This is a genomic window from Streptomyces sp. bgisy027 (genome assembly GCF_057710365.1).
On the sequence record NZ_JBYIVZ010000089.1, the window covers coordinates 1 to 20,617 of the forward strand.

21 protein-coding genes and 1 pseudogene are annotated in these 20,617 nt (G+C 69.0%); 20 read left to right on the forward strand and 2 right to left on the reverse strand.

Going from position 1 to position 20,617, the window contains the following annotated elements; translation table 11 throughout:
* From AC3ETA_RS45955 to AC3ETA_RS45965, 3 genes are all read left to right on the forward strand, one after another.
* On the forward strand, nucleotides 1-687 hold a 687-nt coding region (locus tag AC3ETA_RS45955), incomplete at its 5' end, for a DUF5753 domain-containing protein (RefSeq protein ID WP_432198845.1).
* Nucleotides 684-902 carry a DUF397 domain-containing protein gene (locus tag AC3ETA_RS45960; RefSeq protein WP_432198846.1) on the forward strand — a complete coding sequence of 73 codons (219 nt, stop codon included), beginning with the start codon at nucleotides 684-686 and terminating at the stop codon, nucleotides 900-902. The genes AC3ETA_RS45955 and AC3ETA_RS45960, both read left to right, overlap by 4 nt.
* A 421-nt stretch (nucleotides 903-1,323) precedes the next feature.
* Nucleotides 1,324-1,959, forward strand: coding sequence for a hypothetical protein (locus AC3ETA_RS45965; protein WP_432198847.1), 636 nt, complete (start codon nucleotides 1,324-1,326; stop codon nucleotides 1,957-1,959).
* Nucleotides 1,960-2,862: 903 nt separating this feature from the next.
* Here AC3ETA_RS45965 and AC3ETA_RS45970 read toward each other — a convergent pair.
* Nucleotides 2,863-3,067, reverse strand: a pseudogene (locus tag AC3ETA_RS45970) (cold-shock protein).
* A gap of 806 nt (nucleotides 3,068-3,873) precedes the next feature.
* Between AC3ETA_RS45970 and AC3ETA_RS45975 the strand changes: the two are divergent.
* The 12 genes from AC3ETA_RS45975 to AC3ETA_RS46030 all read left to right on the forward strand — a co-directional run bounded on the left by AC3ETA_RS45975 (nucleotide 3,874) and on the right by AC3ETA_RS46030 (nucleotide 15,115).
* Nucleotides 3,874-4,407, forward strand: coding sequence for a hypothetical protein (locus tag AC3ETA_RS45975; RefSeq protein ID WP_432198848.1), 534 nt, complete (start codon nucleotides 3,874-3,876; stop codon nucleotides 4,405-4,407).
* A 218-nt stretch (nucleotides 4,408-4,625) separates the two neighbouring features.
* Nucleotides 4,626-5,252, forward strand: coding sequence for an ATP/GTP-binding protein (locus AC3ETA_RS45980; protein WP_432198849.1), 627 nt, complete (start codon nucleotides 4,626-4,628; stop codon nucleotides 5,250-5,252).
* Between the two features lie 21 nt (nucleotides 5,253-5,273).
* On the forward strand, nucleotides 5,274-5,981 hold the full coding sequence (locus AC3ETA_RS45985; protein WP_432198850.1) for an SAF domain-containing protein: 708 nt from the start codon (nucleotides 5,274-5,276) through the stop codon (nucleotides 5,979-5,981).
* The gene (locus AC3ETA_RS45990) at nucleotides 5,981-6,808 is read left to right on the forward strand and encodes a CpaE/TadZ family protein (RefSeq protein WP_432198851.1); all 828 of its coding nucleotides are present in this window, start codon (nucleotides 5,981-5,983) and stop codon (nucleotides 6,806-6,808) included. The genes AC3ETA_RS45985 and AC3ETA_RS45990 overlap by 1 nt, the downstream gene beginning before the upstream one ends.
* A gap of 100 nt (nucleotides 6,809-6,908) precedes the next feature.
* Entirely contained in the window at nucleotides 6,909-8,285 is a 1,377-nt protein-coding gene (locus AC3ETA_RS45995) for a TadA family conjugal transfer-associated ATPase (protein WP_488187672.1), read from the forward strand.
* Complete coding sequence (locus AC3ETA_RS46000) at nucleotides 8,282-9,232, forward strand: type II secretion system F family protein (protein WP_432198853.1); 951 nt, start codon at nucleotides 8,282-8,284, stop codon at nucleotides 9,230-9,232. The genes AC3ETA_RS45995 and AC3ETA_RS46000 overlap by 4 nt, the downstream gene beginning before the upstream one ends.
* On the forward strand, nucleotides 9,229-10,113 hold the full coding sequence (locus AC3ETA_RS46005; RefSeq protein WP_432198854.1) for a type II secretion system F family protein: 885 nt from the start codon (nucleotides 9,229-9,231) through the stop codon (nucleotides 10,111-10,113). Before AC3ETA_RS46000 ends, AC3ETA_RS46005 begins: the two co-directional genes overlap by 4 nt.
* A gap of 35 nt (nucleotides 10,114-10,148) precedes the next feature.
* The gene (locus AC3ETA_RS46010) at nucleotides 10,149-10,364 is read left to right on the forward strand and encodes a hypothetical protein (protein WP_107905389.1); all 216 of its coding nucleotides are present in this window, start codon (nucleotides 10,149-10,151) and stop codon (nucleotides 10,362-10,364) included.
* Nucleotides 10,364-10,786 (forward strand): TadE family protein, encoded by a 423-nt coding sequence (locus AC3ETA_RS46015; protein WP_432198855.1) that lies wholly within the window; start codon nucleotides 10,364-10,366, stop codon nucleotides 10,784-10,786. Before AC3ETA_RS46010 ends, AC3ETA_RS46015 begins: the two co-directional genes overlap by 1 nt.
* Nucleotides 10,783-11,244, forward strand: coding sequence for a TadE family protein (locus tag AC3ETA_RS46020; protein ID WP_432198856.1), 462 nt, complete (start codon nucleotides 10,783-10,785; stop codon nucleotides 11,242-11,244). Before AC3ETA_RS46015 ends, AC3ETA_RS46020 begins: the two co-directional genes overlap by 4 nt.
* Nucleotides 11,244-11,693 carry a TadE/TadG family type IV pilus assembly protein gene (locus tag AC3ETA_RS46025; protein ID WP_432198857.1) on the forward strand — a complete coding sequence of 150 codons (450 nt, stop codon included), beginning with the start codon at nucleotides 11,244-11,246 and terminating at the stop codon, nucleotides 11,691-11,693. The genes AC3ETA_RS46020 and AC3ETA_RS46025 overlap by 1 nt, the downstream gene beginning before the upstream one ends.
* A complete protein-coding gene (locus AC3ETA_RS46030) occupies nucleotides 11,693-15,115 on the forward strand; it encodes an AfsR/SARP family transcriptional regulator (protein ID WP_432198858.1) in 3,423 nt (1,140 codons plus the stop codon). The genes AC3ETA_RS46025 and AC3ETA_RS46030 overlap by 1 nt, the downstream gene beginning before the upstream one ends.
* Nucleotides 15,116-15,139: 24 nt before the next feature.
* Here the strand turns inward: AC3ETA_RS46030 and AC3ETA_RS46035 are convergent, their stop codons facing one another.
* Nucleotides 15,140-16,486: an NsdA family TPR-like regulatory protein gene (locus tag AC3ETA_RS46035; protein ID WP_432198859.1), complete on the reverse strand. Its 1,347-nt coding sequence runs from the start codon at nucleotides 16,484-16,486 to the stop codon at nucleotides 15,140-15,142.
* A 205-nt stretch (nucleotides 16,487-16,691) separates the two neighbouring features.
* Between AC3ETA_RS46035 and AC3ETA_RS46040 the strand changes: the two genes are divergently transcribed.
* From AC3ETA_RS46040 to AC3ETA_RS46060, 5 genes are all read left to right on the forward strand, one after another.
* On the forward strand, nucleotides 16,692-17,129 hold the full coding sequence (locus tag AC3ETA_RS46040; protein ID WP_432198860.1) for an ATP-binding protein: 438 nt from the start codon (nucleotides 16,692-16,694) through the stop codon (nucleotides 17,127-17,129).
* Nucleotides 17,126-17,296: a hypothetical protein gene (locus tag AC3ETA_RS46045; protein ID WP_432198861.1), complete on the forward strand. Its 171-nt coding sequence runs from the start codon at nucleotides 17,126-17,128 to the stop codon at nucleotides 17,294-17,296. The genes AC3ETA_RS46040 and AC3ETA_RS46045 overlap by 4 nt, the downstream gene beginning before the upstream one ends.
* A 135-nt stretch (nucleotides 17,297-17,431) precedes the next feature.
* Nucleotides 17,432-18,613 carry a phosphotransferase gene (locus tag AC3ETA_RS46050; protein WP_432198862.1) on the forward strand — a complete coding sequence of 394 codons (1,182 nt, stop codon included), beginning with the start codon at nucleotides 17,432-17,434 and terminating at the stop codon, nucleotides 18,611-18,613.
* Nucleotides 18,610-19,500, forward strand: a complete 891-nt coding sequence (locus AC3ETA_RS46055) for a lactate/malate family dehydrogenase (protein WP_432198863.1) — start codon at nucleotides 18,610-18,612, stop codon at nucleotides 19,498-19,500. Before AC3ETA_RS46050 ends, AC3ETA_RS46055 begins: the two co-directional genes overlap by 4 nt.
* Nucleotides 19,491-20,617: phosphoenolpyruvate carboxykinase (ATP) (locus AC3ETA_RS46060; protein ID WP_432198864.1), on the forward strand; the 1,127-nt coding region annotated here is incomplete at its 3' end. The genes AC3ETA_RS46055 and AC3ETA_RS46060, both read left to right, overlap by 10 nt.

Here is a 20,617-nt window from a genome sequence, read left to right on the forward strand (position 1 = left end):
CTAACAGCACTGTGTGAAATGTTCGAGATCACCGACCCCCAACAGGTTCAGACTCTGCGTAATTTGGCGTCAGGCGCTGTCTCGGGTGCGGCCTGGTGGGACGGCTACCGGGAGGTTCTGCCCAGCGGCCTGGAGCCCTTGTTGGCTTTCGAGACTGACGCGCAGACGGAGCGGGCTTGGGAACCGGTGCTGGTGCACGGGCTCCTCCAGACCTCGGACTACGCGCGGGAGATCCTGGCGGCCTGGCCGGCCAACCGGCCTCTCGACATCGAGGACCTGGTAGGCCTGCGTGCCAAGCGGGCCGAGCTGCTGACCAGGGAGAACAATCCGCTGGAGCTGTGGGCGGTCCTGGATGAGACAGTGATCAGGCGGCCGATCGGGAATGCCAACGTCATGCGTGAGCAGATCGGTCACCTCTTGGAGCTGGGCAGCCTTCCCAACGTGACGTTGCAGATGATGCCGGTCAGCAAGGGCGCACACCCGGGGCTCGGCGGCGCCTTCGCCCTCCTTGAGTTCGAGGATGCCCCGCCCGTCGCCTACGTTGACTCACCGGCCGGGAACCTCTACTTGGACCGCCCCACCGACGTCCGTAAGTTCTCTCGGTCCCTCGATCTATTGAGGTCGCACGCGTTGGACCCCGACGAATCAGCGGGGCTCCTCAGAGCGGCCACCAGGGAGAAACCATGAGCACCAACAACGACCTTCCCGCCAATCTGGAATGGTTCAAGGCCACAGCATCGAGCGGCAGCGGTGGATGTTTGGAGGTCGCGTTCTTGGAGGACGGCCGGGTAGCCCTGCGCGACAACGAAGATCTGTCCAACCCCCCGTTCGTCGTGAGTGACCACGTCTGGCGCTGCTTCCTCGACGGCGCCAACAGGGGCGAGTTCAACATCCCTGTCTGACAGCGGGTACAACGCACGGAAGGGGCCGCCCGGATTGAGGCGGCCCCTTCGTCGTGCCCGGCTGTGTTCGGGTCGCGGCGTCCTCTGCTCGCCTGTCTCGGTCAGCTCGCCATGGCGTGCTCGGCTGCGTCGGTGTGCTGCTCGGCTGCCCGCTGCAGCCACAGACCGGCCCTCGCGGTGTGCTCGGCTTCGCTCGGCTGGCTGTGCTCGTCTGCTCGGTTCGGCCGAGCCTGTGCTCGCTGGATGGCCTCGGCTGCAATCACCCGCGGGTGGAGCGCCCGGAAGTTGACCAGCCAGTCACGCGCGCGGGACTCCGCAACTCCCCCGATGCGGGCCAGGTCGGCCGCGCTCGGCTCGCCCTCGCCGTGGCCCTGGCGGGTGGGAGCGAAGGCGCGCCAGGCGCGTTACTTGCCTTCGCTACGTGATCGGCGAGCACGGCGACAGTGCGGTCATCTGCGCGTCGTCGACCACCATCGGCGGACGGCCCGCCGTGGTGCCGCTCGACGTCGTATCGGCTGAGCCCCGCGACCGGCCGCGCCGGATCAACTCCAGGATCGGCCGTGCCCGCAACGGCCCGGCCGCAGCCACGGTGTCCGCCCTGCGCAAGCTCCCGCCCTACGCCGTGCAGCTGGACGAACGCCTTGCCTACCACGCCGACCGGCGCCGCCTCGTCATCATCGGCGAACACTCCGAACCCGTTGCCGTCGCCGCCCGCCTCGCCCACGAACTCGTACGCGCCCAGCTCCTCGCCGACGGCTGGACAGTCCTTCACGCCTCCTCCGCCGCCGTCAAAGACGGCCGCACCGTACTCACCCTCGGCGACAAGGGCACCGGCAAGACCACCACGGCTCTCCTGCTCGCTCGCCAGGACGGGGGCTGCTCGCCAACGACCGCGTGTTCGTCCGCACCGAGGCCGGCGACTCGGTCAAAGTACTGCCCTGACCGTTGGCTGCCGCCGCCGGGCTCGGCCTGCTCAATGCAACCGGCCTCTACGACCGGGTACGCGAAAGGGTACTCGCCGGAGAACAGCTCCACCCGACCCAGCACCCGAGCGTGACCGAGGCCCTGCGCGACGGCCGCCGCGCCCCCATGTGGAAGCCCTAGGGCAAGGAACTCAAGCCGCAGTTCTTCCCTGACCAGTTCTCCACCTGGCTCGGCCTCATCCTGGCCACTGAAGCCACCGCGGCCGGGCTGCTGTTCCCCACGGTCACCGTCACAGCGTCCCCAGTCCTTCTCGACGACACCCGCGCCCTGACCGAATCGGACGTCTTCACCCGTACGACCGAGGACCGTTACCCCGACATCTTCCAACTGCCCCCGGCCGCCACTCCCGCGGCGGCCGACATCCCGCCGCCCAGAACCGCAGGACCCGCCCGGAGACGCCCCCTTCGCCACCAAGCCAACACGACTCCGCCCTCGGACATGGCAGGGCAAGACCTCCGAGGGCGGAGTCATCCGCGCTGAAAACCCCGTGCGGAAGAAAAGGCCGACCATAGGGCCGACCCTGCTCCAACATCGACACCTGATTCTTCTTCGACCAGCTCTGGCCGCCTCACTCACCACCAGAAGTTCAGCGAGGACACCAGCTCGCCCTGCTCGCGAGGACCCGCGCATGGCCGCTACGCCCCAATCGCCGACCCGAGCACCGTGGCGCCGTGCTGCGGCGCGGCCCCTCCCAGAAGAGTTCCTCGTTGACAGCAACTTCCTCGTCCAGGGCAGGTACTTCGTCGCGCCCGCTGACGCCAATCACGCCTTGGTTCGGTCCGTACCCATCGCCATTGCCGGCCCGCCTCAGTCGTCGTCAGCCGGGCTCACTCAGGGCGCGCACCTGTCGCATCGCAACAAGAGTCGTGCAGCGTGCACCACACCTTCACCGGGTTGATGAATGCATTCTGATGGCTTCATCAGGTACGGATCTGGGCCCGGGACAACTGCCCCGGGCCCAGATGACGTCCAAGGGTCAGGCAGGCGTAATGTTCTCCGCCTGCGGGCCCTTCTGCCCCTGGGCGATGTCAAACGTGACCGCCTGCCCTTCCTGCAACTCGCGGAAGCCGGAAGCGTTGATGTTGGAGTAGTGCGCGAAGACGTCCGGCCCGCCGCCGTCCTGCTGGATGAATCCGAAGCCCTTTTTCGGCGTTGAACCACTTGACGGTTCCGCTGGCCATACTGGTGCCTTCCGCTTGATATCCGGATCCGCACTGCGCGGTCCCGGCGATGCCCTGAACCGCTCCGCACAACAAGGCGCCCGCGCCGGGGCGCGGGCGGGTGCTGCCAGTCACGACATCTGGGAAGTGACGTTACACGGCAACGTCAGCCATCACCAGAGAGTGACAGTGCGATGCACGTGTCCGGCGCGCTCGACGCAGAAGGGGTCAGGGAGCAGGAGCGCCGGCCCGCAGACCGTAAGACGGACCCAGCCCGCTCGCCACGCCAAGCCCCGGCTGACCCTCTGCCGCCAGCAAGCCGACGTCGGCATTCCGCGCATGGCGCGGGCCGTTGGCTCTCCCCGTGCGCTTCCAGTACGGCCATGGTCACTCACCATTTCCTCACGGCCGACCGACGGACCACGGTATCGCTGGGACCGAAGGTGTCATCAACGCATGAGCACCCGACCGGCAACTGAGGCACGCGTAAAAACCGGACGCCCGCCCCAACTAACGGAAGAAACTTGCGGATTCGGTGACTATAAATCGACACCTGGTTCTGAAAGTGACCGGATACGCCCCAAGTTGTACGAGTGAACCCAAATATCAGCATGGGCAGTCGACTGACATATGCGTAACCTGACCGTCACGCAAACGCATCACCGCAGATGGACATGGTGCGGAACCGGGCTGCCGGGTGCGGTAGCTGGGCATTCGGTCGGCCGCACCGCGTCATACGGGGAGACCACGTGACACTAAATTCCCGCCGGACGGGACTCAGCACCGTTCACATCCGAAAGTGCGTAACGGCCGTCGCTTCGGCCGGCTTGGTGATTCTCACCGGATGCAGCAACGACTCAAAAGCCCCTGCGGCCACACAGACGACATCCTCGACAACGAGCGGCCCATCCTTCTCACCCACGCCTTCGCCGAGCACAGATCCGCAGGCTGCGGAGAAGGCAGCCGCCCTGGACGCCTACAGCCACTTCTGGGCCGAGCAGGTAAAGGCGTACGCAAAGGGCGACACCAAGGGCACAGACTTCAGCCGCTATGCCGGAGCGAAGGCTTTGGTAAGCACCGAGACCGACCTGACTGACCTGCGATCGAAAGGGATCGTGACGACCGGCGCGCCGACCCACAACGCCAAGGTCGACAAGCTCGACTCGGCCAGGAAGGTGCCCAGCGCCCAGCTGACGGACTGTCTGGACAGTACCGACTGGAAGTTCGTCTACCGCAAGTCCGGCAAGCCCGTAGCAATGCCGGAGAACCGGCTCATCCGTTACGAGACCAAGGTCACCGCGGAAAAGTGGGGGAAGCAGTGGAGGATCGTCGAGGTCACACCACAGCAGGACGCCTGCTGACTCAAGCGGGCCTCACCCTGGCCGCGGTCGGCCTGGTGTCACTGACATCAAGTGCGCCCGCACTCGCGGGACCGCCCGCAGACGGCTCCTGCAGCGGAGCAGGCAAGTGGGTGGTCTGCGAGGCAGACCAGGACACCGCAAAGCCAGGTTCCGGTTCTGCCGCAGCAGACTCGGACAACGAGAACAGTGGCAGCAAACCTGTCTGCACTGTCACGAAAATGGATCCGCAACCGCCTATTGGCAGCGCGTTTGGCGGGGACAGGAAGCCCGGCGAAGTAGCGTACATACGCACGTGCAAGAACGGCCCGGACGGCGCTCCCATCACGTCTGTCATCGTCGCCGATGAAGGCGCGGACGTTCCTGCGGTGGATCCCGTCGTGGTGGCTCATCAGGCTGTCAACAAGATGAAACTGTCCGGCCCTGACATTGCAAGTCCTCGTCCGGCGGGCACGTACGTCGTAGGTGTGCCCATGTGGCTGTGGGTGAACCCGAGTCCCACGACGTTCGGTCCCAACACCACGAGCGCCAGCGCGGGCGGTGTCACGGTGACCGCCACTGCCAAGGTGACGCAGATCGTCTGGGCGATGGGCGACGGGACGTCAGTCACCTGCAACGGAGCTGGGACGAAGTATGTCGCCTCCTACGGCAAGCAGGAGTCGCCGACCTGCGGCCACGCCTACTCCCGTACCTCGGCCTCGCAGGCCCAGGGCGAGTACAGCGTGACCGCGACCGCCACGTGGAGTGTGAACTGGCAGGTCAACGGCGATGGCGAGACAGGACAGTTCACCGAGATCCGGCAAACCAACGTGCAGGTGCCGATCGGCGAACTGCAGGTCGTCAGGTAACGGCGCCGGAAGGACGGAACGTTGAGCAAGACCCAAGAACGTCTCGGCACAGCCGGCTCGAACGGCGCCCCCCAGCAAGGGCCCGCGGCCGGGCCCGTCACTCCCCCGCGGGTGTCAGCCCGTCGCCGCCGACCAGGTGTCATCGCCTTGTCGCTGGCGCTGATCGCCGCCGGAGGGGCCGGTGTTGCCGTCCTGCTGCTGCAGGTCGGCCACCGGACCGAGGTGGTGACCGTGGTGCGCGACGTCCAGGTCGGCCAGGTCGTGACCGAGGATGATCTGGGCACGGCTTCCATCACCCTGGACCCGGCCGTCAAAGCGGTGCGCGGCAACGACCTGGCGTCCGTCGTGGGCAAGCGGGCAGCTGTCGAGCTCAAGCCGGGTTCCCTGCTCGCTCCGTCTCAGGTGACGAAGGACTCGGTGGTGAAGGCCGGTGAGCAGTTGGTGCCCATCGGGCTTAAGCCGGAGCAGGTGCCGGCCACGGCGCTCGTGCCGGGCCAGAAGGTTCAGCTGGTCCACGTCCCGGCCCAGGGCCAGGCCGACGTCGGCAAAACGTCCGACACCGTGCCGGAGACCATCGACGGACGGGTCGTGAAGGCCTCCAGTGCCGCTCCTGGCACCGGGACCGTCGTCGTCGACGTTGCCACCACGGCCGCTCAAGGGGCGACGGCCGCAGCTTGGGTGTCGGCTGGCACCGTGCGCCTGGTCCTTGCTGCTCCGGACGGCAACTGATGGCGGTGATAGCGCTCGCGGGATGCAGCGGCGCGCCCGGCGTCACCACGAGCGCCCTCGCCCTGCTGCTGTCGTGGCCGCTGGACCCGGGTCGGCGGATGATCCTGGCCGAATGCGACCCGGACGGCGGTGCCGTCCTGCACGGTCTGCTGCAGGGCACGCTCGGCGACCGGTACGGGCTGCGCAACCTCTCGGTCGCGGCCCGCAAGAACGAGTTCAGCGACGCCTTCTGGCGTCAGCTGATCGACCTGAGCGGTGAAGACGGCAAAAAGGATTCACCACGCGATCGGCTGTTGCTGCCCGGCATCACCGACCCCCTGCAAGCGGCGAGCCTGGGCTCGGTCTGGAAGATCCTCGGGCAGATGTTCCGCGGCATCGACGCCCAGACCAACCACGACGTCCTGATCGACCTCGGCCGAAGGGGGGCATCAGGGCCCTCCGGGATCCTGGCCGAACAAGCCGACGCCGTGTTCGTGGTCGTGCGCAACACCATGCGCGGTCTACAGGCAGCTCAGGGAAGGGTGCACACGCTGGAGGAGCAGGTCGGCGACGTCAGCGTCCTGGTGATCAATGAGGGGCCGTATCCCACAGGCGAGGTACAACGCGTCCTTCAGGTGCCGGTGGTAGCCACCTTGCCGTACGCGCCGAAGGAAGCCCGGGTGCTTTCCGACGGCGCCGAGCAGCCGCGCCACTTCACCAAGTCGCCGCTCATGAAGGCCGCCCGCACGGCCACCACTCTGCTGATTCAGCGAGCCGCTATGCGCCGCGCCCGCCTCCATCCTCACGAGATCCGCCCCGGGGGCGGGGAGGTGACCCATGCACGGTAGGCCCCTGCACCCCGACCCCACGGTGGCGCCCCTGCCCCAGGCGCGGGCGCACCAGACGAACGGCACACCTCCACCAGCCGGTGCAGCCTCAAGTGCGCACGTGCTCGGCACTGCGGCCCCTCAGGTCACCGTCGACCACCGAGTGGCCCGGGACATTGCCTCCCAGGTCGCCAAGAAGCGCGAAGAACTGCTGAAGACACAGCCCAACATGTCGCGGGCCAGCGAGGAACAGCGCTGCTTGACATGGATCGCCGAAGCCGTCGCGCTGTGGTCGGACGCCCAGGCGATGACGCCGCAGCAGGACGAGGCGTTGCGGCGGGCCGTGTACGACGTCCTGTTCCGCGCCGGCCGGCTCCAGCCGTACCTGGACGATGACCGTGTCGAGGACATCATCATCCAGGGCCCGCACGAGGTGTGGCTCGACTACGGCGACGGCCAACGCCGCATGGTCGGCCCTATCGCCGACTCCGAGGAAGAACTGCTCGAGCTGCTGCGCGAACTGGCCCGGGGATCGGGGCACGCCGAGCGCACCATCTCCACCGCAAACCCCACACTCGCCCTGTCCCTGCCCGACGGCTCTCGCCTCCAGGCGATCACAGGCCTCGGCCCGATGACCTATGCCGTCATCCGCCGGCACCGTGTCTCCCACGCCGGCCTCGACGACCTCGTACAGATGGGCACGATCGACCCGATCCTGCGCCAGTTCCTCGGCGCGTGCGTCCGCGCCGAGAAGAACATCATGATCGCGGGGAAGCAGAAGGCCGGTAAAACGACGTTGCTGCGGGCGATGCTTCGCGAGTTCGACCCGGCGGTGAGGTTCAGCACGATCCAGACCGAGGACGAACTGTTCGCCCACGACAACGGCTACCACCACCAGGTCGTCAGCTTGGTGGGCCGCGAATCCAACGGCGAGAAGGACGTCACCGGGCGCGGCGCCGGAGAGATCACACCGCTGGACCTGATACACCCGGCGCTGCGGATGTCGCTGGACCGGATCGTGGTCGGTGAGGTCCGCGGGCCTGAAGTCGTCGCCATGATGCAGGCGCTGACAAACGGGTCGGGTGGCACCCTGTGCACGATCCACGCCCGCCGCCCGGACATCATCTTCGACCGGATCGCCGAGCTGTACGCGCTCGCCCACAACAATCTTTCTGAGGGGCTGGCCTACCGGCAGACCGCCAACGGGCTGGACTTCATCGTCTACGTCGACATGACGGACGAGACGCAGATCGGCGGCCGCCGCCACCGCTACGTCTCCCACGTCCTGGAGCTGACCGGGATCGGCGAGAACGGCCGCCCGGCCACGAACACGGTCTTCTCCCCCGGCACCGAGTTCGGGGACCTGCGGGCAGTGCCCCGGATGGACCCGGGCTGCATCGACGACCTGCGCCGCGTCGGCTTCGACTCCTCCCTGCTCCAGCAGCCCTACGGAGCCTGGCCAGCGCCGCTGCCGCTCAAGGTGGAGGTACGGCGATGACGCTGTTGTGGGGGCTGCTGTGCGGCATGGCTGTGGCCGGCGGCCTGATCGGCCTCGTAGCGGGTGTCGTGGGTACGACGGCTCCGCGCCGGGCTCCGCTGCGGCAGAGGTGGCGGAGCATGCACGACAGGAGTGTGCAGAGCGCGGATGCCCGTCTGCGGCGGCGGACTCTTGCCGCAGGGGCGGTCCTGGTGTTCGGGGTCGTGTGGCTGGTCTCGGGAAACTTCGTGGGCGGCGTGCTGCTGGGGGCTGCCGTCATCGGCGTGCCCTGGCTGATCACCCCCGGCCAGGTGGCGAAGGCACGCATTGGCCAGCTGGAGGGGTTGAGTGAGTGGACCCAGCGGCTGGCGGGCTTGCTGCGCCTGGGCATGGGGCTGGAACAGGCGATGATCGCCAGCCGGCAGGGGGCACCGGACGAACTCGCCCCACAGGTCGTGAACCTGTCCGACCGGCTGCGTCTGGGCTGGCGCCCGGAGGGCGCGCTCCGCGCGTTCGCAGATGAACTCGACGACGTCACCGCCGACAAGGTGATCGCCGCGCTCATCCTGTCCGTCAACGACCGCGGTCCGGGCCTTGCTCAGGCCCTGGAGGACCTGTCGGGCACGGTCCGGGACGAGGTCGCCCGCAAGCGGTCGATCGAAGCAGACCGGGCGAAGCCGCGGACCACGGTGCGGTGGATGACCTTCATCACCCTCGGCATCGTGGCGGCCGGGTTCTTCGTACCGTCCTACACCCGGCCCTACTCAACCCTTCTCGGGCAACTGGTGCTTGCCTTCCTGACGGCAGCGTTCATCGGAGTGCTGGCCCTGATGCGGCAACTGGGTTCGTTCCGCCGCGTCCCCCGTTTCCTGATCACCGACCCGGCCAGCACCGTGCGGCTGCCCGTGCAATCGGCGGAGCAGAACGTGCCGGTCGATCGACGTGAACCGGAAGGAGTCAGCGCGTGAACCTACTGCCTGCCGTCCTGACCGGTGGCACGGTCGGTGCGGGTCTCGCTCTGCTGGTGCGGGAACTGCTGCGCCCGCAGCCCGCCTTGGGCCCGGCGCTCGCCCGCAGTGCCCCTGCCTCGTTGACCATGCCCGAGCCGGACCTGGACCGCGAGGAACGGTGGGGCCGGTGGCTGCTGGCACGCCTCGAGCGTGTGCCCGGCGTTCGGATCCCCACTACCAATCTGGCCCTGCTCGGGCAGGGCCCGGGCCGGTTCATGCTGACGAAGTCGGCGCTCGCCGCTCTCGGTCTGCTCTGCCCGGTGATCGTGTCGGTCCCGTGGATCCTGGCGGGTGTTTCCCTGCCGTTCTACGTGCCCGCCGTCTTCGGGCTCCTCATCTCTCTGCTGCTGTTCATCACTCCCGACCTGGCGGTACGGGACCAGGCCAAGCGGGCGCGCGAGGAGTTCGCGCACGCCCTGTCCGCCTACCTCGACCTGGTCGCGCTCAAGCGGGCCGCCGACGCCGGCCCCGCCGAAGCACTGGAGAAGGCCGCCGGGATAGGCAGCGGCTGGCCCTTCCTCTACCTCCAGGGCGCGCTGCGCCGGGCCCGTCTGGAGAAGATCCCACCGTACGAGGCACTGACCCAGCTCGCCCACGAGTACGACCTGCCGGTCCTGGACGACGTCGCCGACATCATGCGTGGTTCGGCCACCGACGGCGCCGCCGTCTACAAGGCGCTTCGGGCTCGTACGGCGGCGCTCAACACCGAGTTGCTGGCCGATCAGGCCGCCGAGGCGAACGCCGCCAGCGAGAGGATGACCGCTCCTGGAGCCCTGCTCGCGGTCCTGGTCATGTTGCTGCTGGCCTTCCCTGCAGTGATCCGCATGGTCACTGTCTAAGACCTTCCCGACCCCACTCCCTGAGAGGTAAGGACATGAGGTACACCGCAGCCCGCACCCGCCGTGCCGTCTTCTGGCTGACCACACGGTGGCGCGAGGGTCTGGAGGAGGCCACCCGCCGGCCGGACCGAGGCGACATCAGCCTCACCACCATCATCATCTGGGTGGCCGCTGTCACCGGCGCTTTGGTGATCGCCGGAACCATCGCAGTGGTGATCAACAGGTACAACGGGACCCTGAACGGCATCTGATGCGGAACAGCGGCTGGATTGGTACCTGGTGGCGCGGTCGGCGATGGCGTGACGACCGCGGTGACGCCTCCATCCAGATGGCGATCATCTTCCCGTTCGTGCTGCTCGCCACGGTGGCCGTCGTCCAGGCCTCCATGTGGTTCTACGCGCGCCAGATCGCCCTGACCGCTGCCCGCGAGGGCGTCAGCGCAGCCCGCGCCTACGACTCAAGCCCAGCCGAGGGTGCGGCCCAGGCGCGGGACGTGCTGACTCGCACCGCCGGTGACAGCCTGACCGGCTACAGCGTTTCCGCAAGCAGCAATGGGCAGCGGGTGCGGGTGGAGGTCTCCGGCAGCGCTCTGTCCATGATCCCGGGCGTTTCCGGTCTGCAGATCACACAGTCGGCGTCCGGCCCGGTGGAACGATGGACGGTCCCACAATGACCCGGATTCGGCGCATTGCCCGTTGGGCTCGCAGGCTCCGCGGCGATGAGGGCAGCGCCGCGATCGAGGCGGCCATCATCCTCCCCGCGCTGATCATGTTCCTCTGCATGGCCATCGCGGGCGGCCGCATCGTCACTTCCGGCGCGAAGATCGACGCTGCAGCCGAGGACGCGGCCCGGGAAGCCTCCATTCACCGCACCGCGGGGGCCGCGCAGGCCGCCGCACACGCTGCGGCTGCCGAGTCCCTGAACGATCAGGGCATCACGTGCGAGTCGACCAGCGTCGCCATCAACACGGGCGGTCTGAACGTGCCGGTGGGGCAGGTGGCCACGGTCACCGCAACCGTGACCTGCACGGTCACCCTCTCGGATCTCCTGCTTCCTGGAGTCCCGGGGACTAAGACGCTCGAGTCGACAGCCACCTCAGTTGTGGATATGTACCGGCAGCGAGGTGCCTGATGATCTTCCGACGGTGGTGGCTACGAGCACGGCTGGACGACCAGGGAGGCGTCACCGTGTTCGTCGCGGTGTGCGTCCTCGCCCTGATCGGGATCATCGGCATCGCCGTCGACGGTGGCAGCAAGATGCGCGCCACGGAGCGCGCCGACTACGTCGCCGGGGAAGCGGCCCGGGCGGGCGGGCAGGCCATCGACCCCGCCGAAGCCATCAGCGGCAACGCGATCGTCGTGGACCCGCAGGACGCAGCAGCAGCCGCCCAGGCCTATCTGCAATCCGCCGGCGCCACCGGCACGGTCACCGTGTCCGGCGACGGCAAAACCCTCAGCGTCGTCGTCACCGGCTCCTACGACACGAAGTTTCTGGCGGCGGTCGGCATCGGCTCCCTGTCGGTGACCGGCCACGGCAAGGCGACCCTCCTGCACGGCGTCACCGCTCCTGAAGGGACCTGATGCGCACCGCCCCCTCCCCCGCCGCGACAGCCGGCCGCACCCTGGGTCGTGTCCTCAAGGCCGTGCTCAGCCTGATCGTCCTGACCGTCGCGGTCGCCGGGCTGCCGCTGCTGCTGGCCTGGGCCACCCCGGTCATCTGGGCTTCCACACACGACGACCTCATGCACCTGCTGGACAGGCAGGACACCGGCGCGGTGTTCCTGCTGCTGCTCGTCGCGGTGGGCTGGTTCGGGTGGGCCCAGTTCGCGTTCTGCGCTGTGCGGGAGCTCATCGCGCAGCTGCGCGGCCGGACGTGGCACGCCCCGCGCGGGCTGGGCTCCTCGCAGCGGGCCGCGGCCCTGCTGATCGGCAGCATCTTGGTCCTGCTGCCGACAAGCTCGGCGCTGGCCTCCGACGCACAGGCCTCGCCGGCCAGCACCGCTGCGCACATCCCCGGCCAGACGACACCCGCCCCACACGCCCCCGGCTCACACACCACCAGCCCAGATCAGGCTCACACGTCCGCAGCGAGTACCTCGGCGTCCCGCTCCTCGTACACGGTCCGCGAGACACGACCGGCGGAGAGCCTGTGGGCCATCGCCGAGCGGGAACTGGGAGACGGAGAGCGTTGGCAGGAGATCGCCGACCTCAACGAGGGCAGGACCATGACCGACGGCCAAGTCTTCCACGCGAACAGCTTCCTGCAACCCGGCTGGCAACTGCAGATGCCCGATACCGGCGAGGCTGCGGGAGGCTTCCGGACGCAGCTGGACGACAGCGCCCCGGCTGCCGACGAGGAGAGCGAGCACGTCGTCACGGTCCAGTCCGGCGACTACCTGTCAAAGATCGCCGAGGAGGAACTCGGCGACGGCAACGACTGGCCTCGACTCTTCAACGCCAGCCGCGGCAAGCCGCAGCCGGACGGCCTGCCCGCCATCACCGACCCAGACCTGATCCGCCCCGGACAGCAAGTCACCGTGCCAGGAACCCAGCCTGGGCAGAAGCCCCAAGAGCACGCCTCCGAGGAGGAGTCGGGAAGCACGGAGACAGCTCCCCCGGCCGTCGAGAAGCCCGACGCCACGCAGGACCCGGGGGCAGGCGCGGGCGCGGGTGAGGAGCAGGCGCCCGCGCCCAGTCACACCGCACCAGTTGCGCCCGATGCGCCGGCCCCCAGCGCGTCGCCAACCAGTGGTGGGCAGCGGCCCGGGCAGGATCAGGTCTCTCCGTCGGCATCAGCCTCTGCGGCGCCCCGGCCCGCCGCCTCGGCCTCCGCCGTCTCACCGTCGGCTGAGTCATCCGGCTCCGCTGCCCCGTCATCCGCTCCTGCGGCCTCCCAGGCGCCGACTCCGGCCAGCAGTCCGCTGAACCTGCGAACCGTTCTTGGCGCCGGCGCGCTGCTGGCGGCCGCCGTCACCGGTGCCCTCGCCCTGCGCCGGACGCTGCAGCGGCGCCGCCGCAAACCCGGCGAGACGATCGCCATCGCACCGGAACCGTCCACGGCGGAAGCCCAGTTGGCGGCGGCCGCCGAGCCCGACGGAGCGGCCCGCCTGGATGTGGCGCTTCGGACACTCGCTCGCCGGCTCGCTGACACAGACAGCGGCGGAGTTCTGCCGGCGCTTCGGGCTGCGCGGATCGGAACCCGCAACCTGGAGGTGCTACCCGAGGGCCTCGCCCGGGAGGCAACAGTACCCTTCGTAGCCGGGCGGGGAGGCTGGTGGGTCCTGCCCTCTGATGCCGTCCTCCTGGACGAAGAGGCCGCCCGGGAGGTGCCGGCACCGTATCCGGGACTGGTCACCACCGGCACCACAAGGGCGGGTGATCTTCTGCTGCTCAATCTTGCGCAGGTGCCCGCGCTGCTGCTGGACGGCAACCCGGTCCACATCACCGAGGTGTGCACCTCGCTCGCTCTGGAGCTCGCGATGAGCCCGTGGTCCAGCGAGGCCGAGGTCGTCGCGATCGGATTCGGTGAGGATCTGCCGCAGTTGCTGCCCACCGCGCGGATCGCCTACATGCGGCAGGCCGAGCACGCGCTGCGGGATCTATCCGAGCGGCTGCTGGAAACGCATCAGATGCCCGAAACTCAGCGTCAGCCGTATCTGCTGCTGTGCGCGGCCGCGCTGGACGTAGACACGGCCTGGCGGTTCGCCGATGTGATGAGCAGGTCCGGCTCAGTGCCCGTCACGCTGGTCGCCCCGGCGAGTTCCGCCGCCATGTGCTTCCCCGAGGCGGAACTCCTCAACGCCTCCGTCACCGAGCCGCAGCACCTCGACCACGCCGGCATCGACGTCACCATGCAGCGCCTGGAGCACGCCGCCTACGTGCAGATCACCACCGCCCTCAAGGTATCGGGACAGCCAGCCAACCCAGCCGAAGGACCCTGGCAAGATCTCCCGGAAGAGCCCGAGGGAGCACCGCAGCCGCTCGTGGCGAAGGAGCCCTCCGTGCCGGCGCCCGTGGCGACAGCGCAGAACGAGAGCAGCGAGGGGTTCCCGGCTCTGCTCGCCGCCACCACGGATTCGTCCGGACTGCGTCTCCCGCCCGCCGCCACCGTGCCGGGGCAGGGCCACGATGAGACTGGCCCAGGCCCGGGAGCAGCATCCTCGACGGCGCCGGAGCCCAGAGCCCTTGATGATGCCGGGGAAGCGGGCGAGAACGCGGACTTGGCCGACGGCTACGAGGGGCCGCAGGCGGAGGGAGCCGAGGCGCATGCCCTGCACGCGCCGGAGATCCGGGTCCTGGGTCCGGTCGAGGTGACCGGCGTGGACAGCACCGGCCACGGGCCGCGGATGGCGCAGCTCGCCGCGTTGCTCCTGTTCCGGCCAGGGCGCAGTGCCGACGTGCTGTGCTCCGACATGGACCCCGTCAACCCGTGGTCGGCGAGCACCCTCAACGCCCGGATAGGAGGCCTGCGTCGTTCCCTTGGCAACGATCCCTCCGGCAATCCCTACGTGCCACGCCGCACCTCCGGCGAAGACCCGTATCTGCTCTCCCCCACTGTGCGCTGCGACTGGACCCGCTTCCTGCAGCTCGTCGAACATGCCCTGCCGATGGGTCCTACCGGTCTGCCTGACCTGGAGAAGGCCCTCGGCCTGGTCCGCGGCAAGCCCTTCGGCGGCAAGCCGCTGCCCTGGGCAGAGCCCTACCAGCAGGAAATGACCACGCGGATCATCGACGTTGTGCACTCTGTGGCCACATACCGCACGCCCTCAGGTCCGCACCATGACCTCAGCGCGGCGCGCCAGGCCGTCGCGACTGGCCTCGACGTCGACCCCACAGCAGAGTTGCTGTATCGCGACTGGCTCCGCATCGAGCACGCGGCCGGGAACCGGCAAGGACTGCACACCGCCATCACCCGCGTCCAGCAGGTCAACCAGACACTGGACTGCTCCCTGGAGACGGAGACCGAGGCCCTCATCCACGAACTCCTTCTGGGCGCACGCTAGGCCGATGCGGCGGCCATGGTGGCGTCAGGCTGTCTTGAGCCTGGCGACTTCGCGCGCCCGTTCGCCGAGGGTGCGCGCAATTGGCAGTGAGGCGTACGGCTTGAGCTGCGTGCGCAGGTTCCGCAGGTGTTCGTCCCCGCGTGCAGAGCTGATCATCTGGTGTTCGTCGAGGAACTCAGCCCATGTGGCGCAGGCTGCCTCCACGTGCCGCATGGCCATCTGCCGCTCGGCGATCACTCCGAGGCAGTGCACGCGGCCCTGCCGCTCCTGGGGGCTGCGGGCGGCGTTCGAGCGGTGCAGGGCCTTGATGCTGCCGGGTCCGTCTTTGAGTGACCACCTGACGTGTGCCTCGTGGAAGTGGTAGGCGGCTTCGTCGTAGCCGCCCACGGCGTCCCGCCGGTTGTCGGCCTGGGCTAGCGCAGTCTCCGTCTCGCGGAGCCGGGTAAGGGCGGTGGTCCGGTCACCGGTCATCGCCGCGGCGGCGGCCTGCTGGCCGCGCAGGAACGCCACGAGACGCGGGCCGGATGCCGGGGCGGCTTCTGCTGCGGAGTCCGCGAGCTTCAAGGCCGCTTCTCCGTAGCCGAGGTGGGATGCCTGCAAGGACATGCCGCGCAGGGTCCGGCAGTAGGTGATGTGGTCTCCGCCCTCGGCCGCGAGATCGAGGGCGGATCGGTAGTACTTCTGGCCGAGTCCTTGCTTCGTCTCGTACATCGCCATCCATCCCGTGAGGTAGACGAAGTCAGCGACGGCCGCGAGCATCGCGTTGCGCACCGCTTCCGAGGCATCGGCACGCAGGTACGTCCCAATCGTGTTGGTGATGAACGCCGCCGCCATCGGCCGTGCGTGGCCTGCGCCGATCTCGTCCAGGATCTCGGCAACCTTGTCCGTCATCTTGGTGACTGTCTCAACGTCGCTCATCCCGATCCGCAGCGTGGGCCCCGCGCTGGTCTCCTTCACGCGCTGGTCGAGCTCGTCGGTGAGCTCGTCGTAGGTGGGAACCACCAGCGTGGCCGCGTACATGCCAGCGGTCAGCACGTTGCGGCGGGATGGGTCCATGTCTGCTCGGCTCAGCGCCACCACTCCTGATGCAACGTCACGCTCCTCGGCGGGGTCGTCCCCCCATCCGACTTCGGCGGACGTTACTGGTCGTCCGGCGAGCCTCGAGAGCGCCTCCAGGATGGCGGGCCGGGCCTGCGGCTTCGGCCTGCTGCCGGCAAGCCACTGCGACACGCTCGACTTGTCGTAGTGCAGCGTGACCCCGAGTTCCTTCCCGACGGTGTTCACACGCCGCGCGAGCTGCGCGTTTCCGATGGTCTCCGTCTGCATCAGGCCTGCGAGGGCCGTGTTGGGCGTGCGCGGTCGTCGTCCCATTCCAACCCCCGGGCTGTGTTCAACCAGTTCAACCGTGGCTCCACTCTGCTCCCTTACCCCGCTGCGCGCACCGGAGTTGAGTGATTACAGGCCGTTCGGTGATGCCCATCGGGCGGCCGGTTGACGGCCGTGCCGGCCCCTCCATCCCGATCCCCCGAGAGGGGCCGGCACGGCTTCCCCCCGCCCCCGGACCAAGGCGTGATCCATGACGACGACGGCGAGCCACCCCCGCGCGAAGGGATGTCCCGGCTACAGCGAACTCCGCCCCCGTACCGAGGAGACGGCGCCACTGGCCCGCGGTCTGGCCCGCACGGCGTGTTCCGCATGGAACCTCCCCGGCGAGGTGGCCGAGTCCGCAGCCCTGGTGATGGCCGAGCTGTTCACCAACGCGGTGCGGCACGCGCGAGGTCCCTCTGTCCGGGTCATCGTCAACCGGCCCAGTGACGCGCGCGTCTACCTCGCGGTCATCGACCGCGCGCCCGAATGCATTCCTCACCTGCGTACTCCTCAAAGCGAGGAGCAAAGTGGGCGAGGGCTGGTCATCGTCGAATCCCTGAGCGAGCGCTGGGGTTACGACCGGCTCGGCCCCGCCGCCCGTCCGTGGGGCAAACGCTGCTGGGCAGAGCTGAGGGTGCCCCTGTGACACCGCTCGACGGCTTAGACAGGGCGTACCGGAAGGCCGCCCCGCCACCGCGTCGGCGGCGGAAATCCCGGATCGGCTGGCGACAGGTCACCGCACAACTCCTCTTCGTCGTGACGGTCACCGCCTTCGTGCTCGCCCTGCTCGCCTACGGCGGCGCCGACTGGTGATCTCCGGTGGCCAGACGGTGCTTCCCCTTCCCGCCCGGCCACCGGCCCCGCCTCCCCTGTGTCCACTCCCGTGCTCGCCCGCATGAGACAGAGCGGCACACACCTTCCGTCCCTCTCCCTCGTTGGAGGCTCCGCATGCCGCACGTCCTGCCCGAACCGGGCACCCTGTTCGAGCTCTCCGCCGACCGGATACGCCGCGCGGCAACCGAGGAGTGGCCCAGCGAGCCTGTGACGCTCGGCACTCACGTCCCGTCGGTCACCGGCTACGTGCGCCGGGTACAGCTCGCCGGCCGCGAGCTGTTCGCGAAGGACTCCGTCCTTGGCCTCTCCCTCGTCTCCGTGCTGCGGGGCGTCGCGGGGGACGGGGGACGGGTCCGTGCGGCACAAGCCGCCTACGCGACGACGCCCACGTCGCTGCTGGCCCGGGAGGCTGCCCAGCTCCGGGCCCTGGACGCTGCCGGGATCCGGGTCGCCCGATGCGCCGGTTACCGGAACGGGGTGCTGTTCACTGAGGCCGTGACCGGCCCGAGCCTGCTCGACCTGATCACCAAGGAACCCGCCCGGACCGCCGACTTGATGACCGGAGCGTTCCGCGGCCTCGCCGCGCTCCAGTCACCGACAGTGGTCGACGCGGTCGACGCGGCACCAATCGCCGAGCGCGGCATCGACACGACGTTCCGCCGGAAGTTCAACGGCATCTCCGGCCGCGCCTACGTCGCCCGGCTCGGCGCCGACCAGCTCAACGAACGCACCCGCCGCGGCGTGGTGGCCGTGCTCGGGACGGTGGTGGCCCGGCTGCTGAAACTCCGGCTCACTCCGGCCCCCGGCCCCCGTCTGGTCGTGTACGGCGACCTGAAGCCCGAACACGTCCTCTTCCCGGACGGGCCCGACGAGCACCCGGTGTTCATCGACCCGGGCCTGTCCCGTGGGGGTGCCCACCAGGACACCGCGAAGCTCGCCTCCCGCGCCCTGATCTCCGTACTCTCGGCCGTGCCGGTCCATCGCTCTGCCCTCGTGGTGGAAGGCATCGACACCTTCACACGGGGCCAGGCCCGGCACATCGGACGGGCCGAGCGCGGGATGTGGCTGCGCCGGCTGCTGGTCACGTGGCTGATGGACAGCGTCAACATCCTCTCGACGTACCTCGCCGCCCCGGCCGCGCTGCCGCTGCCGGAACACGCGTGTGCGGTCGTCGACTCCGCTCCGGCCCTGTGCACGGTCCTGGACTGCGTCAGTGCCAACCTGACCGCCGGGACCGATCCTGACGTGGTGTGGCGCCTGGCGCTCGCGTCGGTGACCCGGGAGGCGGTTCGATGACCCGCCGCTACACCGTTGGCGTCATCGGTGCCGGCGCGGTCGGCCAGACCGTAGCCGCGCTCCTGGCTGCCGAGCCCTGGTGTACCCGTCTGCTGGTCACGTCCCGCGCGCCCGATGCCGCGTGCGGCCTGGTGACGGACCTGGAAGAGGCCCGGCAACTCGTGGGAGGCCCTCACGTGTTCACCGCCATCCGGGCCGACATGGCCGACGCTGACGCGCTGGTCATCTGCCCTCGTGCCCACTTCACCAACACCCGTTCCGCGGATGTGCGCATGGCCGGACTGGCCGCGAATGCCACGGTCATCGCCGAGTGGGCCCACACCCTGACCGGCTATCCGGGCATCGTCGTCATGGTCACCAACCCGGTCGACGTGCTGGCCCGCTACTTCGCCGACCTGTCCCGCGCGCGCCAGGTGGTCGGGATCGGCTCCGCCACGGACACCGCCCTTGCCCAGCATCACCGCGTGCCGGTCGAGACCGTTGAAGGCTACGTGATCGGCGAGCACGGCGACAGCGCGGTCATCTGCGCGTCGTCGACCACGATCAACGGGCGGCCCGCCGTGGTGCCGCTCGATGTCGTGACGGCTGAGCTCCGCGACCGGCCGCGCCGGATCAACTCCGGGATCGGCCGTGTCCGCAACGGCCCGGCCGCGGCCACGGTGTCCGCCCTGCGCAAGCTCCTGGCCATCGAGGACGGCACGGACGTGCTGTCCGTCAACCGCGGCGGTGTGTGGCTCGGAATCCGGGTGCAGATCGCTTCCGGTCAGCCCACCGTCACCCCTCTGCCCCTGAACGAGCGGGAAACCGCCCAGTTCATCGCGGCCCGCGCCAAGTTGGGCGCCGCCTATCGCAACATCAACCGTGAAGGAGCACCGTCGTGCCGTTGACCGCTACCCGTATCACCGCCGATACCGCCACCGTAACCGTCGCCTCCCAGATGGAGGAGGTCACCGACTGGTCCCGCCGCTACTTCGGCCCGTGGTGGAACGCCACCACGGCCAAGGCCCCATCGGGCGACAGGATCGCCGAGGACGGCGGCGGCCTGGTCCTGGCCGACGTCGACACCGACCGGATGGAGGACATTCACACCCTCGTCCGCGACTACGGATTCGCCGAGACCGACTACGCGAACGCCCGCACGCTCGTGTCACGACAGGACGGCATCACCTACGCCGTGCAGCCCGACGAACGCCTTGCCTACCACGCCGACCGGCGCCACATCGTCATCGTCGGCGAGCACTGCGAACCCGTCGCCGTCGCCGCCGCCCGCCTCGCACGCGAGCTCGTACGCGCCCAGCTCCTCGCCGACGGCTGGACCGTCCTTCACGCCTCTGCTGCCGTCAAGGACGGCCGCACCGTGCTCACCCTCGGCGACAAGGGCGCCGGCAAGACCACCACAGCCCTCCTCCTCGCCCGCCAGGGATGGGAGCTGCTCGCCAACGACCGCGTCTTCGCCCGCACCGAGGCCGACAGCTCGGTCAAAGTACTGCCCTGGCCGTCGGCTGCCGCCATCGGACTCGGCCTGCTCGATGCAACCGGCCTCTACGACCAGGTACGCGAAAGGGTCCTCGCTGGCGAACAGCTCCACCCCACCCAGCACCCGAGCGTGACCAAGGCCCTGCACGACGGCCGCCGCGCGCCCATGTGGAAGCCCTCCGGCAAGGAACTCAAGCCACAGTTCTTCCCCGACCAACTCTCCACCTGGCTCGGTCTCACCCTGGCCACCCAAGCCACCGCGGCCGGACTACTGTTCCCCACGGTCACCGCCACAGCGGTTCCGGTCCTTCTCGACGACGACCGTGCCCTGACCGAGTCGGACGTCTTCACCCGTACGACCGAGGACCGCTACCCCGACATCTTCCAACTGACCCCGGCCGCCAATCCCGCAGCAGCCGAACTGGTCGACCAACTCGGTCGGCTCCCCCACCGATCCCTCATGCTCAGCCACGACGCCGACGCGAACACAGCACTCCTGACCAAGACCGCCGACGACATCACGGCCGA